The following is a 13,831-nucleotide window of genomic DNA, read 5'->3' on the forward strand; positions in this document are numbered from 1 at the left end:
CCCGCCGGTCCGGGACCCGCGCAATTCCTCCGCCAGGTGCCCCGGGGACGGGAAAAGCGCACCATGAGGTCATGGACGGACGTACGGAAGGACGCGCCGGACGAACCGGCGCGCACTCCGGCGGACGCGTGATCGCACACCTGGAGGACGTCAGCACGCCGGGGCGCGTCGCCGGGCCGGCCGAGGGCATCGGCCCGGACGAACTCGCGCTCGCGGCGCGCAACCACGGGCTGCCGCTGGAAGCGCTGCGGTACGACGTCACCCCGCCGGGGCTCCACTACGTACTCGTCCATTACGACATCCCCGTGGCCACTGCCGACGAGTGGCGGCTCACGGTGGGCGGCCGGGTGCGCGTTCCGCTGACGCTGGACATGGAGGCACTGCGTTCCTTCCCGGCCGTCACGCGGCGCGTGACCATGGAGTGCGCCGGCAACGGCCGGGCGCGTCTGTCGCCGCGGCCCGTGAGCCAGCCATGGCTGGTGGAAGCGGTCGGGACGGCCGACTGGACCGGGGTGCCGCTGCGTCTGCTGCTCGACGAGGCGGGGATCGGTCCCGACGCCGTCGAGGCGGTCTTCGGCGGGGCCGACCACGGCGTCGAACGCGGGGTCGAGCAGGACTACCGGTGGAGCCTGCCGCTGGCGGTGGCCACCGGCGGCGACCCCGAGGTGCTGGTCGCGTACGGCATGAACGGCCGCCCCCTGCCGCCCCAGCACGGTTACCCGCTGCGGCTGGTGGTCCCCGGCTGGTACGGCATGGCGCACGTGAAATGGCTGCGCGAGATCACCCTCACCGACACGCCGTTCACCGGCTTCCAGCAGGCCGTGGCGTACCGCTACCGGCAGGCGGCCGACGAGCCGGGCGAGCCGGTCACCCGCATCGCCCCGCGGGCGCTGATGGTTCCGCCAGGTTTCCCCGACTTCATGTCGCGGACCCGCGTCGTACGTCCCGGACCGGTGCCGCTGGAGGGCCGGGCGTGGTCCGGGTACGGCGAGGTCACGCGGGTCGAGGTGAGCACGGACGGGGGCAGCTCCTGGAGCGGGGCCGAACTCGCCCGGCCGGACGGCGGCGTGTGGGCCTGGCGGCGGTGGCGGGCGACCTGGACCGCCGGGCCGGGCCGTCATGTGCTGAGCGTCCGCGCCACCGACGCGGCGGGCAGCACGCAGCCGTTGGAGCAGCCGTGGAACCGCGGGGGCTTCGGCAACAACCTCGTGCAGCGGATCGCCGTGCTGTGCCTGCCCGACGGCTGAACCGGGCGCCCGTTTTCCCACCCCGGCCGCGTGCACGGGTGCGGCCGATCCGTACGGCAACCGGAGCGGGCCCCGTCAGTGGGGCAGTTGGCCCGTCGTCTTCTCCAGGCGCAGCAGGTCGTGCGGGGTCAGCCCGGACGCCTCGCAGACGGCGTCGACCGGCGCGCCCTCGCGCACCGCGCCGACGGCTTCGGTCTCGACGTCGGCACGGGCCGCGTCCAGGGCGGCTTCGGCTTCACGCAGACGGCTGACAGCCAGCTCAAGGGGCGCTAGATCCATGGCTGGATCGTCCCACACGGCCTCCCGTCGCCGCGCGGCCCCCCGTGCGGCGGGGCCGGGATGCGGGCAGCCGCCACGAACCCGACGATGGAATCCGGGACGCCGCCGGGCGCCACCGCACCGAAGTGGACGGACGCTGTCAATGGAAGACCTCGACTGGGGCACCACGACCGGTGCCGCCCCCGACCCGGTCCGCACCGCCTCGGTCGAGGCCGCCCGACGGGCCCTGACCTCGACCGGTGTGCACCTGATGCCGCCGGACACCACGACGGCGTGCACGGGAACGGACCGGCGGGCGTGGGAGCGTTTCGCCGCGCACTGGGAGGACCTGTCACCCGACCGCTACGCGGCCGAGAGCGGGACCTGCCGGCTGCGCCGCTACGGGCGCTTCTCCCTCGCGGCGGGCACCGGAGAGCTGACGCTCCTGCCGCACGTCCCGTTCGTACAGCCGCAGGACACCAACCCGCTGTTCGTCCAGGTGGACCGCCACTTCGACCCGCTCACCGACGCCTTCGCGGCCGATCCCGTGCTGAGGGCCCTCATCAGGCTGCTGGGGGAGCTCGCGGACGCCCTCGACCGGACGGCGGAGTGGAGTGTGAACGTGCATCCCTTCCGCGTCGTCGCCGCGGCCGACGACCGGGGTGAGCCCACCCCCGAGGGGCTGCACCGGGACGGCGTCACCCTCGTCACCTCGCTCCTGATCGCCCGGCGCAACGCGGACGGCGGCGAGAGCGCGGTGTTCGACCCGGACGGCAAGCAGGTGGTGGCGGCGACGCTGGACCAGCCGGGCACCCTGCTGCTCGGGGACGACCGCCGCACGCTGCACCAGGTCTCGCCGATCCGCCCGCTCGACCCCGGCCGGCTCGCGTACCGCGACGTGCTGGTGACGACTCTGACGGCCCGCTGAGCCGGGGCCGGCCGGGCCCTGACCCCGCACGCTCACCGGGGCAACGCCCACCGCGCCGCGGCCGTCGCCGCGACCAGCTCGTCCACGGCCGCCCCGGGACCCGCCCCCATGGCGGCCGCGGCGCGCTGGAGCCGCGCGCCGCAGCCCCGTTCCGTCAGGCGCCGCAGGAACGCCGTGACCTCGGCCAGATCTCCGTACTCCTCCAGAGCGTCGCGTACGTACGCGACCAGCCGCTCCCCCTGCACCGCGGCGGGCAGGATCCGTCCGCTCAACGCGTCGACGCCCGCGCCGGACCAGCCGTCGCGTGCCGCGCGCCAGTACGCGGCGCGCAGCAGTTCCGCGCCCGTGCGGGGGCCGGGGTCGCCGTCGCGTACGACCTTCCTCCGCGCCGTCACCACGAGCGCGCGGATGAGCGCGGTGAGGGCGACCGTGTCGTCGATGTCCGGCAGGACGTCCATGGTGCGGATCTCCACCGTCGGCAGCCGCGGGTTGAGCCGGACGTCCCAGAACGGCATGTCCGGCGCCAGCATGGCCTCCGACGCCGCCATCGCCTCGGAGATCCGCCGGTGCTCGGCCGGTGACGCGGCGTACGGGGGCGGTCCGAGGCAGGGAAACCCGCTGCGCATGACGGCCCGCCAGCTCGCGTATCCGGTGTCCCGACCCTGGTGGAAGGGGGAGTTGGCGCTCATCGCCACGAGGAGCGGCAGCCAGGGCCTGAGGTGGTTGACGACCAGGACGGCCACGTCCCGGTCGGGCAGGTGGACGTGGGCGTGGAAGGCGCTGAGGGCGAAGTCGTCGAGCAGCGCCCGGTACTGGTCCGCGCCCGCCAGGTAGCGCGGGTGGTCTCCGATGTCGTCCGGTACGCCGCCTCCCACCGGAGGGGTGCCGGAGGCGCACAGCCGCAGCCCTTCGTCGCGTGCGGCCGCGACGGCCGCGCCGCGCACCCGGGCCAGTTCCCGGCGCAGGGCGTCGCGGCTCGCGCAGGGAGGTGTCTTCCCCTCGATCTGGTACTGGGTGAACTCGCCGGAGACGAGGTCGCCCAGCACCTCGGCGGCCCGCGCGACGACCGCGGCGCCCGCCGGTTCCATCCGCCGGGTCGCGGGGTGGACGAGGAAGTACTCCTCCTCGACGCCCACGGAGGGCGCCTGGGCGGGGGCCGCCGGGTCACGTTGTCCATGGTCCTGAATGCTCACGGCATCAGCATCACGCGGTGCGGCGCTTCTGTCGCCGTGCACCGCCGCACACCGCCGGAACCGTCCCGCCCGCCGTCAGCGCGGCTGTGCGCGGTAGAGATCGCGGAGAAGGGCGATCTCGGCTCCGTGGTGCAGCAGTTCCTGGTTGACCCACCAGACGACGTCGATGAGGGGGTCCTCCGGGTCGCTGCCGTGGGGGTAGGTGCTGAATCCGACGGTGTCGAGCGCCGAGTCGCCGACGCCGAGCAGCGTCCCGCGCCACGCCGCGGCGGCGGCGTCGAAGGCGGCGACGGCCCCGGCGGCGTCCCCCCTGGCGCGGTGGTCGTCGCGGGTCAGGGTGCGGCTGCCGGTCGTGTGGTCGGCGCGCAGGGCCAGCAGTTCGGTGAGGTGGTCGAGGCGCCACGCGAGGGTGGTGAACGGCGGCGGCCACGGGTGCGGGGCAGGCGCCGTGTCGCGGCCCCAGTCCCCCGTCCCGGCCTGCAGGGTCGCTCCCGGCCCCGGGCCCGCCGTACGGCGGCGGACGGACCAGCAGTCGGGGACGGGCTCCCAGAAGTACTCCTCGTCGGTCAGGGGGCCGACTTCGACAGCCGTGCCGTTGCCGCTGTCCATGACCGGGCCGTTCAAGCGGTCGGTGAGGCGCTCGCGCGCGAAATCGAACTGCTCCAGCAGCGGGACCACGCGCTGTGGTGTCGCCATCGCATGCTCCTGCGGTCGGCCGGTCGTTCAGGGCGGTGGGACGCTTCGGTCCACACGCTGCCACAGACGGTACGGCGCCCGCCCGGGGCGGCGTACCGTCACCCGGCGGTGCCTTCGCGGCGGCCGCGTACGTGCGGGCGGCCCTCGCAGGTTCGCCCGTGTACGCAAGTGACCGGCCGGTGGCCTCGCGCGCGCCCGGGGCGCGGGGGCAGCCACCGGCCGGTGTCGTACGCACGGGCTACTGCGGGGGGTAGAGGTCCCCGCCGCCCATGCTGCTCGCCTGCTCGCTCTGTTCCCTGAGGCGGCGGGCCTTGTCCTCGAGCCGCTTGCGCTGCTCGGGGTCGAGGGCACGTTCCGCGGCCTGGTCCATCTCGCGCGCCATCTGGCGCAACTCCTGGGCACGGCCGCCGGACTCACCTGCAGCGCTCATGATCACTCCTCGGGTGACAGGACAGAGGGGGGCGCACTCAGCGAAGCAGCGTCGGCGCGTGCGCGCATGCCGAACGGTCACCCACCGCTATCGGGCCAGGCCAAGGCATCACCCCTCGCGAGGGGTGAGCCGTCGGGCGCGGGACAGCGGTGTGCGTACGGTGGTGGGTGTGCGCCTGCTGCTGACGTCCGACACCCATCTGCCCAAACGAGCCCGGGCACTGCCCGCCGAGCTCCTCGCGCGGCTCGAGGAGGCCGACGCGGTCGTCCATGCCGGGGACTGGGTGGACGCGGCCACGCTGGACCTGCTCGAAGCGCGCTCACGGCTTCTGGTCGGCGTCTACGGCAACAACGACGGCCCGGAGTTGCGGGCGCGGCTGCCGGAGGTGGCGCGGGCCGAGTTCGGGGGGCTGCGGTTCGGCGTCGTGCACGAGACCGGCGGCACCCAGGGGCGGGAGCGCAGGTGTGAGGAACGGTTCCCCGACCTGGACGTGCTGGTGTTCGGCCACAGTCACATCCCCTGGGACAGCACCGCTCCCGGTGGGCTGCGGCTGCTCAACCCGGGTTCGCCGACCGACCGGCGGCGGGAGCCGTACTGCACGTACATGACCGCCGTCGCCGAGGGCGGCCGGCTGAGCGAGGTCCGGCTGCACCCCCTGCCGCCCCGCCCCCGGACGTCCCGCGTCTGAGCGGCCGGCCGGGCCCGCAGGCGTGGCGCGCGCCGCAACAGGCGGTTCCTGCCGCTATGTTCCCTCCGGGCGGCGGACGCGTGCGACTTCGCACCGCGCCGCACCTCCGTACCCGCCGCACCGGACGAGAGACGCGATGAGACTTCGTGCCACCGCCCGCCGACGACCGGCCCTCCTGCTGACCCTGGTGGCCGTGCTCGGGCCGACGGGGACGCAGCCCGCGCCCGCGGCGCAGGGAGGGGCGGCGTACGGGCACACGCGGCCGTGCCCGGCGTCCGTGCCGTACCGGTCGGGCGATGCGGGCTACACCACCTTCCGCATCCCGGCGGCGCTCCAGGTGCCGGGCGGCGCGCTCCTCGCCTTCGCCGAGGGGCGGCGGAACTCCTCGGCGGACGACGGCGACATCGACCTGGTCCTGCGCCGGTCCCTCGACGGCGGATGCACCTGGCAGCCGCTCCAACTGGTCGCGGACGCCGGTACGGACACGGTGGGCAATCCCGTGCCGGTGGTCGACCCCCACAGCGGAGACGTGGTGCTGGTGACGTGCCGGACGCTGGGCGGTGCCGCCGAGCGGCAGGTGAGGTCCGGGAAGGCCGCCTCCTCGGTCCGCCGGGTGTACGTCCAGCGCAGCGCCGACGGCGGCCGGAGCTGGTCGCCGCAGCGGGACATCACCGGGGCGGTCAAGCCGGCCCACTGGCGCTGGTACGCCGTCGGTCCCGGCCACGCGGTCGCCCTGCGGCAGGGCGGCCACCGGGGCCGGCTGCTCGTACCGGCGAACCACAGTTCGGGCACGACGGGGCGCAGCGGCGCGCACTCCCTCTACAGCGACGACGGCGGCCACACCTGGCGGGTGGGGTACGTGAGCGGGTCCGTGGACGGCCCCCTCGCGCTCAACGAGAGCACGCTCGCCGAACTCCCCGGCGGAACGGTCTACATCAACGCCCGCGACCACGACCGGGCCGTCGAGGGCTCCCGCGCGGACGCCTACAGCGCCGACGGCGGGCTGACCCTGTCCGTGCCCTTCCGGGCGCAGACCGGCCTGACGGGCCCCACCGTGCAGGGCAGCGTGCTCCAGGTCGCCGGGCCGCCGTGGCGCGCGCCGCTGCTGTACTCGGGCCCGTCGGCCCCGGACAGCCGCCGGCGGATGCGGGTGCGCGCCAGCGACGACGGAGGGCGTTCGTGGCGGACGGCCTGGTCCGTGTCGCCGGACCTGGCCGGTTACTCGGACCTGGTGCAGACGGGCCCGGGCAGAGTGGGCCTGCTGTACGAGACGGGACCCCGGGCCACGCACGAGACCATCCGTTTCACTCTGCTCCCTCCTGACGCTCTGTCATCCACCGGAGCGGGAGAGCGCCCCGGCTCAGGCGTGTGACAGCGCGAAGGAGACCAGGAAGCCGCTGACGGTGATCAGGCCGATCGCCAGGTGGGCGTCCTCGAACGCCTCCGGGATCATCGTGTCGGCGATCATCGCGAGAATCGCTCCGGCCGCCACCGCCGTCACCGCGGCGACCACGGCGGTCGGCAGCCCGCCGACGACGGCGTAGCCGAGCACCGCGGCGAGCGTGCTCGCGGCGGCGATGCCACCCCAGATACCGAAGACATACGCCTTGCCGCGGCCGGCCTGCCGCATGCCGGCCGAGCTCGACAGGCCCTCGGGGACGTTGCTGATGAACACCGCCACCACCGTCACCATGCTCACCGCCCCGCCGTCGACGAGGCTGACGCCGATGACCGCCGACTCCGGCACACCGTCCAGCAGCGCCCCGAGGGCCAACGCCGTTCCCGACCCCGCCTGCTGGGCCTCCGAGGGCTGGGACTGCCGGAGCCCGGAGCGTTTGCGGTGCCGGGCTCCGCGACGCGCCAGCCACATGTTGCCCGCCGTGTAGGCCACCGCGCCGCCCACGGTCCCGATCGCCGCCGGTCCCAGCCCGGCCTGGTCGTACGCCTCCTCGACCAGCTCGAAGGACACCGCCGAGATGAGCACTCCCGCGCCGAACGCCATCACCGACGCCACCACCCACTGGGGGATGCGCACCCCGTACCCGAGCACCGCCCCGAGGAGCAGGGCCGAACCGGCCACCAGTCCCCACATTCCTGCCAGTACCACGTGATCCATGGCGCCCATGTACCCCGTGCGGCGCGCAGGACCGCCGAGATGCGACACGTCGCACACCAACGGTCCGCGACGCGCACGCCCACCGGCGGCGTCCGGCGGACACGACACGGCTGTGCGCGATGGCGTCGGGCCGCCCCGGCGGGGAGACTTGACGGCATGTCGGGCAAACGAAGCGCGGGGCTCCTCCTCTTCCGGAACTCATCCGACGGCACCGAGGTGCTCATCGGTCACATGGGCGGTCCCTTCTGGGCCGGCCGCGACACGGCGGCCTGGTCGATCCCCAAGGGGGAGTACGAGCCGGACGAGACCCCCGAGGCGGCGGCCCGCCGGGAGTTCACGGAGGAGCTGGGCCTGCCCGTGCCCGACGGAGAGCTCGTCGCCCTCGGCGAGTCCCGTCAGCCGAGCGGCAAGATCGTCACGATCTGGGCGATCGAGGCGGACCTCGATCCCGCGCTGGCGGAGTTCGGCACGTTCACCATGGAGTGGCCGAGGGGCTCGGGCGTGCGGCAGGACTTCCCGGAGATCGACGAGGTCGCGTGGTGCACGCCAGAGAGCGCGCACGAGCGGCTCGTACCGGGCCAGCGCGTCTTCCTCGACCGGCTCGCCGGGCACCTGGCGGAGCGACCGGGGTAGCCCGCCACGCGCACCGACGGGGCGCCCGGCGCCCGGGCGCGGACCTGCCCGGCGTGATGCGCACCACACTGCCGGGGGGACGGCGGCCCTAGGGCGGGCAAGGCCGTGGGGTCCGCGCGGGCGACCGGAGGGCCTCACGCTTACCCGGCGCCGACCGCGTGTGGTCTACCGTGGGCGGAGCAGCAGGTTCCACCCGCGCCGCAGACAGCCGGGACGCAGGTGTCCCGAGGCCGAGGCGCTCTCCGTCCGACGTCCGGCGCGACCTCTGCCGCATCGCGGCCCGCGTCCCGCGTCCCGCTCACCCAGCCCCCGCCGACCGCGGAGTCCGCGCCGACACCCGGCGCCGGACCTCCGCCGCGCGCATCCACGGACCGCCAGGCCGGCGGCGCGCCCCTTGTGCCTCGCGCACCGCCCGGCCGGCCCCCGCCGGCCTGCCCCACCCGAAGGAAACGTCACCATGCCAGTGCAGACCTCCGTACGCCCTCCCCCGTCCGCCGCGCCGCCGAAGCCGGGCAGCGACTTCTCCCGGCTGTACAAGAAGATCGCCGCGGCCGGGCTGATGGGGCGCCGCCCCGGTTACTACACGGCCCGTATCGCGGCGGTGACGGCCCTGTACGCCGGGGGCTGGACCGCCTTCGTCCTCGTCGGGGACAGCTGGTGGACGCTGGCGGTCGCGGCCTTCCTCGCCCTGGTCTTCGGCCAGGTCGCACTCGTCACTCACGACACGGCGCATCGCCAGGTCTTCCGGCTCCGCAAGGCCAGTGAGCGCTCCGGCCGCATAGCCGGGAACCTCGGCATCGGCATGGGATACGGGTGGTGGATGGACAAGCACACCCGTCATCACGCCAACCCCAACCACGCGGAACTGGACCCGGACGTGCTTCCCGACGTCCTCGTGTGGTCCCAGGACCAGGCGCGGGTGGCGAAGGGGCTCCCCCGGCTGCTCGGGCGCTCGCAGGCGTTCCTGTTCTTCCCGCTGCTCACGCTGGAGGGCTTCAGCCTCCACGTGGCGGGTGTACGGGCGCTCGCCAACCGGACGCTCAAGAACCGCACCCTCGAGGGCACCCTGCTGTTCGCCCACTTCGCCGCCTACCTGGCCGCGCTGTTCCTGGTGCTGCCGCCGGGCATGGCGATCGCCTTCCTGGCCGTGCACCAGTGCCTCTTCGGCGTCTACCTCGGATCGATCTTCGCCCCGAACCACAAGGGCATGCCGATCCTCACCGGCGACGACCGCCCCGACTTCCTGCGCCGCCAGGTGCTGACCTCACGCAATGTGCGCGGCGGCTGGTTCACCGACCTGATGCTGGGCGGCCTGAACTACCAGATCGAGCACCACCTGTTCCCCAGCATGCCCGCCCCGCACCTGCGGCGTGCCCAGGTCATCGTCCGGGAGTACTGCCGGGACCTGGACATCGGCTACCTGGAGACCGGCCTGATCACCTCCTACCGCCAGGCGCTCACGAGCCTGCACCGGGCGGGCGCCCCGATCCGCGAGTCCCGCCGGTCCGCCGCCCCGGCCGGGGCCTAGGACGGCGACGGCCCGGACGTGGCGGGCGGCCACGGGCCCGGGTCCGCCCACTGGGCGCGCGCGGTGTCGAGGGCGCGGCGGTAGGCGGCGTACCCGTCCTCGTACGCCGCGCGGGAGGCCGGGCGCGGCTCCACCGTGCGGTGCGGCTGCTGCTTCGTCTCCGGGGTCTCGCCGAGGGAGTGCCGCGCCACGCGCACCGCGCCGAGCGCGCCCACCTCTTTCTCCACCGGGATGCGGACCGGCCGGCCCAGGACGTCGGCGAAGAGCTGCGCCCACGGGCCCGAACGGATTCCTCCGCCGCAGGCCGCCAGGGCGCCGCTGAGACCGGCGGCCTCCAGGCAGTGCCGGGCGGCGTAACCGATCGCCTCGCACACGGCCCGTACGGCGTCGCCCCGTGTGTGGGCGAGCGTGAGCCCGTCGAGCCGCCCGCGGGCGGCCGGGTCCACGAACGGGGCCCGCTCCCCCGCGCCGGAGAGGAACGGCAGCGCGGTGACGCCGTGCGCGCTCGGAGGGCTCTCGGCGAGCAGCGCGTCGAGGTCGGCCGTGGTCGCGCCGGTGAGCGCGAGGACCCATTCGAGGGCCGCCGTGCCGGCCATCGCGGGCATCGCGCGCAGCCAGCGGCCGGGGTCCGGGGTGCACAGCCACATGCCGGCCGGCTCGGCGGAGCCGTCCGTACGGGCGCTGTCGGTCAGGACCTGGCAGGCGAGGGTGGTGCCGACGATGAGCAGCCCGTCGCCCACGTCGCGCACGCCGCTGCCGATGGCGCAGGCCGGCAGGTCGTACGGTCCCGCCGTGAGCGGAAGTCCTTCGGGCAGTCCGAGCAGCCGCGCCCCCGTGGCGTCGAGGGCGAGGACGGTTCCGGGTGGGGCCGGGTCGGGCAGCAGGTGCGCCAGGTCCTCGATGCCGCAGGCGGCGAGCGCCTCGGGCGCGTACGTACGGGTGACCGGATCGAGGAAGGGCAGGGTGGCGTCCGACGCGTCCACGCCGACCCGGCCGGTGAGGCGCTGGGCGACGGCGTCGACGCAGTATCCGGCGGTGGCCGCGCGCCGCAGGGTCTGCGGCTCGTGCTCCCGCAGGTGCGCGAGGAGCGGGGCGTGACAACCGGGGAACATGCCGGAGCCGGTGTGCTTGTGAACCTCCTGGACCGTGCCGTCCGCCAGCCAGCGCGCCACGAGGTCCGCGGCGCGGCCGTCCATCCAGGAGATGGCCGGGCGTACCGCGCGGCCGTCCGCGGCGCGCAGCCACAGGCCGTCGCCCTGGCCGGTGAGGGCGACGGCGGCGGCCGGCTCCGGCAGGGCGGCGGAGGTCTCCCGTACGACTTCGGCGACCGTGCGGACGACGTCGTCGAGGTCCTGTTCGACGCGGCCGCCGGGCAGCCGCACGAGGCTGCTGCGGCGCGTGGCAGAGGCCAGCGGTGTCCCCTCGCCGTCGAAGGCGACGGCCTTGGTCACGGAGGTGCCGACGTCGACGCCGATGACGACGCTCATGGGCGTGCGGCCTCCCGCACCTCGGGGTTGGCAGGGTGGGCGAGCTGTTCGCCGCGTACGAAACGGCCAGCCTCGGCGGCGGTGATGGCGGCGGCGCGGTGGGCGGTCTGCCGGGTGGCTCCGGCCAGGTGGGGGGCGGTGACGACGTTCGGGGCGTCGTGCAACGGCCAGTCGACGGGCGGGGGTTCGACGTCGTACACGTCGAGGGCGAGGGCGCCGAGGCGCCCGCTTTTCAGCAGACCGGGCAGCGGGGCGTAGTCGAGGAGGCCGCCGCGCGCGGAGTTGACCAGAACCGCGCCCTCGGGGAGGAGCTCCAGTGCGGCGGCGTCGATGAGGTGGTGCGTCTCGGGGGTGAGGCGGGCGTGCAGGCTCACCACGCTGCTGCGGCGCAGGAGTTCGTCGAGTCCGACCGGTTCCACGCCGTCGGCGCGGGCGGCGTCGGGATCGGCGTAGGGGTCGGCTACCAGGACGTGGGAGCCGAAGGCGCGCAGGACGCGGGCGACGATGCGGCCGATTGCGCCGTAGCCGACGAGCCCTACGGTGGCGCCGTCGAGTTCGATGCCGCCCTCGTCGTACGCGTAGAAGTCGCCGCGCCACATGCCGCGTTTGAGTTCGGCGTCGGCGGTGGTGATGCGCCGCATGGCGGCGAGCATGAGGCCGACGGCGAACTCGGCGGCGGCGGGGGCGTTGCGGCCGGGCGCGAAGGCGACGGCGACGCCGTGCCGGGTGGCGGCGTCGAGGTCGACGTTGACGGGGCCGCCCCGGGAGACGGCGACCATGCGCAGGTCCGGGCAGGCGGTGAAGACCTTCTCGGTGAAAGGCGCCATCTGGGTCACGCAGATCTCGGCGCCGTCCAGCGCCTCGACGAGTTCCTCCTCCGTACCGCTCGCCTCGTGGACGTCTCCGACGGGGCCGAAGGGTTCGTGGGGCCAGGGCAGGGTGAGCTCGGTGATCTCGGGGGCGGCGCCGAGTTCCTCGCGCAGGGCGGCGCGCAGAAGGTCGGGGCGTACGAAATGATCGCCGGCGGCGAGGATGCGCATGGGGCGGGGCCCTTCTCGGGGTCGCGGTGGCGATGCGCGTCGGGCGTTGCCGCAGCGCCACTAACACTGGCGCTGATAGATTTAACATCATTGTTTTGACGAATCAATGGACCGACGCGACCCCGGTCCCGCGGGGTCGCCGCGCCTTGCAGGGGAGAGATCGCCCATGTCAGCACGCCTGTTGCTCGTACGGCACGGAGAGACCGAGTGGCACGCGGAGAACCGGTACGCCGGCATCTCCGACATCGCGCTGACCGCCAAGGGGCTGCGGCAGGCGGAGGAGCTGGGGCACTGGGCGAAGCACCGGGGCGTCGACGCCGTGGCCTGTTCGCCGGTCAGCCGTGCCCGGCTGACCGCCCGGCCCGCCGCGGACGTACTGGGCGTGGAGCCCGAGATCGTCGAGGGACTGCGCGAGGTCGACTTCGGCTGGGGCGAGGGCCGCACCATCGCGGAGATGGCCGCCGAGGACCCCGAGGCCGTACGGCGCTTCATGGAGGACGCCGAGCTGGGCGCCTTCCCCGGATCGGAGCCGCCGTCCGAGGCCGCGGCCCGCGCCTCCACCGCGCTGCGCGGCCTGGCGCGCAAGCACGCGGACGGCACGGTCCTGGTGGTGGCGCACAACACGCTGCTGCGCATGGCGCTGTGCGCGATGCTCTCCATCCCCGTCGGCCGCTACCGCCTGGTGTTCCCGCGGCTCGACAACGCGGCCGTGACAGAGATCGAGGTGACGGACGCCGGTACGGCGCTGCGCTCGCTCAACGTCCCCACCTCGGCGTCCCTCCACGGCGGTGCGCGAAACTTGGGCGCATGACGACGACCGGCGCGGAAGCCCGCAGGCAGATCATCACCGAGCACGTCCTGAAGCACGGCACGGCGAGCGGCGCCGAGCTCGCGGAGCTGACGCGGGTCAGTCTGATGACGGTCCACCGGGACCTGGACGAACTGGCCAGACGCGGGGTGCTGCGCCGCTTCCGGGGCGGGGTCTCCGCACTGCCCTCGACCGTCTTCGAGTCGAATCTGGACTACCGCCTCGGCGTCAACACGGCCGAGAAGGAGGCCATCGCCAGGACCGCGTCCGAGCTCGTCGAGCCCGGCATGTCGGTGATGCTGGACGACTCCACGACCGCGCTGGCCCTGGCCGCGCTGCTGGTCGACCACGCCCCGCTGACGGTGGTGACCAACGCCCGGCGGGTGATCGACCTGTTCGCCGGCCACGAGGAGATACGCCTCATCTCGCTCGGCGGGGAGTACTCGCGCACCCACGACTCCTTCCTCGGCGTGCCCTGCCTGGAGGCCATAGAGGCGCTCTCGGTGGACATGGTGCTGGTGTCGACCTCGGCGATGGACGCCCGGATGACGTATCACCAGGAACAGGACGTGGTGCTGGTCAAGCGGGCGATGCTGGCCTCCGGCACGCGCAAGGTGCTGCTGATGGACCGCACAAAGCTGGCCAGGACCGCGCTGCACCGGCTCGGCCCCGTCGGGGACTTCGACCACCTGGTGGTGGACGACGGGGTGGACGCGGAGCTGCTGGCGGCTCTCGGCGAGCGTACGGACGTCCGGGTCGCGTCCGCCGCCTGACCGCAT

At 74.3% G+C, this 13,831-nt stretch carries 15 protein-coding genes; 8 read left to right on the forward strand and 7 right to left on the reverse strand.

Annotated elements, in window-relative coordinates; translation table 11 throughout:
* Positions 1–71: 71 nt before the first annotated feature.
* Complete coding sequence (locus AC07FK_RS26120; RefSeq protein ID WP_479107371.1) at positions 72–1,247, forward strand: sulfite oxidase; 1,176 nt, start codon at positions 72–74, stop codon at positions 1,245–1,247.
* A gap of 75 nt (positions 1,248–1,322) precedes the next feature.
* Here the strand turns inward: AC07FK_RS26120 and AC07FK_RS26125 are convergent, their stop codons facing one another.
* Positions 1,323–1,526, reverse strand: coding sequence for a hypothetical protein (locus AC07FK_RS26125; protein ID WP_479107372.1), 204 nt, complete (start codon positions 1,524–1,526; stop codon positions 1,323–1,325).
* A gap of 142 nt (positions 1,527–1,668) precedes the next feature.
* Between AC07FK_RS26125 and AC07FK_RS26130 the strand changes: the two genes are divergently transcribed.
* The gene (locus AC07FK_RS26130; RefSeq protein WP_479107373.1) at positions 1,669–2,433 is read left to right on the forward strand and encodes a 2OG-Fe dioxygenase family protein; all 765 of its coding nucleotides are present in this window, start codon (positions 1,669–1,671) and stop codon (positions 2,431–2,433) included.
* 32 nt (positions 2,434–2,465) lie between these two features.
* On the opposite strand, the gene AC07FK_RS26135 is transcribed toward AC07FK_RS26130, so the two are convergent.
* The 3 genes from AC07FK_RS26135 to AC07FK_RS26145 form a co-directional block, all read right to left on the reverse strand.
* Complete coding sequence (locus AC07FK_RS26135; RefSeq protein ID WP_479107374.1) at positions 2,466–3,626, reverse strand: carboxylate-amine ligase; 1,161 nt, start codon at positions 3,624–3,626, stop codon at positions 2,466–2,468.
* Between the two features lie 75 nt (positions 3,627–3,701).
* Entirely contained in the window at positions 3,702–4,322 is a 621-nt protein-coding gene (locus AC07FK_RS26140; protein WP_479107376.1) for a DinB family protein, read from the reverse strand.
* A 238-nt stretch (positions 4,323–4,560) separates the two neighbouring features.
* The gene (locus AC07FK_RS26145) at positions 4,561–4,752 is read right to left on the reverse strand and encodes a DUF6381 family protein (protein ID WP_479107378.1); all 192 of its coding nucleotides are present in this window, start codon (positions 4,750–4,752) and stop codon (positions 4,561–4,563) included.
* A gap of 169 nt (positions 4,753–4,921) precedes the next feature.
* On the opposite strand from AC07FK_RS26145, the gene AC07FK_RS26150 reads away from it, so the two are divergent.
* Both AC07FK_RS26150 and AC07FK_RS26155 read left to right on the forward strand, forming a co-directional pair.
* The gene (locus AC07FK_RS26150) at positions 4,922–5,440 is read left to right on the forward strand and encodes a metallophosphoesterase family protein (RefSeq protein WP_479107379.1); all 519 of its coding nucleotides are present in this window, start codon (positions 4,922–4,924) and stop codon (positions 5,438–5,440) included.
* A gap of 136 nt (positions 5,441–5,576) precedes the next feature.
* Positions 5,577–6,812 (forward strand): sialidase family protein, encoded by a 1,236-nt coding sequence (locus tag AC07FK_RS26155; RefSeq protein ID WP_479107380.1) that lies wholly within the window; start codon positions 5,577–5,579, stop codon positions 6,810–6,812.
* Here the strand turns inward: AC07FK_RS26155 and AC07FK_RS26160 are convergent.
* A complete protein-coding gene (locus tag AC07FK_RS26160; protein WP_479107381.1) occupies positions 6,801–7,556 on the reverse strand; it encodes a ZIP family metal transporter in 756 nt (251 codons plus the stop codon). The genes AC07FK_RS26155 and AC07FK_RS26160 overlap by 12 nt on opposite strands.
* A gap of 156 nt (positions 7,557–7,712) precedes the next feature.
* On the opposite strand from AC07FK_RS26160, the gene AC07FK_RS26165 reads away from it, so the two are divergent.
* Positions 7,713–8,189 carry an NUDIX hydrolase gene (locus AC07FK_RS26165; RefSeq protein ID WP_479107382.1) on the forward strand — a complete coding sequence of 159 codons (477 nt, stop codon included), beginning with the start codon at positions 7,713–7,715 and terminating at the stop codon, positions 8,187–8,189.
* 457 nt (positions 8,190–8,646) lie between these two features.
* Entirely contained in the window at positions 8,647–9,717 is a 1,071-nt protein-coding gene (locus tag AC07FK_RS26170; RefSeq protein WP_479107383.1) for a fatty acid desaturase family protein, read from the forward strand.
* Here the strand turns inward: AC07FK_RS26170 and AC07FK_RS26175 are convergent.
* Positions 9,714–11,204 (reverse strand): FGGY family carbohydrate kinase, encoded by a 1,491-nt coding sequence (locus tag AC07FK_RS26175; protein ID WP_479107384.1) that lies wholly within the window; start codon positions 11,202–11,204, stop codon positions 9,714–9,716. The two genes, AC07FK_RS26170 and AC07FK_RS26175, sit on opposite strands and share 4 nt — an antisense overlap.
* Positions 11,201–12,244: a 2-hydroxyacid dehydrogenase gene (locus AC07FK_RS26180; protein ID WP_479107385.1), complete on the reverse strand. Its 1,044-nt coding sequence runs from the start codon at positions 12,242–12,244 to the stop codon at positions 11,201–11,203. Before AC07FK_RS26180 ends, AC07FK_RS26175 begins: the two co-directional genes overlap by 4 nt.
* 166 nt (positions 12,245–12,410) lie before the next feature.
* On the opposite strand from AC07FK_RS26180, the gene AC07FK_RS26185 reads away from it, so the two are divergent.
* Positions 12,411–13,055 carry a histidine phosphatase family protein gene (locus AC07FK_RS26185; protein ID WP_479107386.1) on the forward strand — a complete coding sequence of 215 codons (645 nt, stop codon included), beginning with the start codon at positions 12,411–12,413 and terminating at the stop codon, positions 13,053–13,055.
* The gene (locus AC07FK_RS26190) at positions 13,052–13,825 is read left to right on the forward strand and encodes a DeoR/GlpR family DNA-binding transcription regulator (RefSeq protein WP_479107387.1); all 774 of its coding nucleotides are present in this window, start codon (positions 13,052–13,054) and stop codon (positions 13,823–13,825) included. Before AC07FK_RS26185 ends, AC07FK_RS26190 begins: the two co-directional genes overlap by 4 nt.
* Positions 13,826–13,831 lie beyond the last annotated feature (6 nt).

It is taken from the genome of Streptomyces sp. NPDC046122 (genome assembly GCF_056429965.1).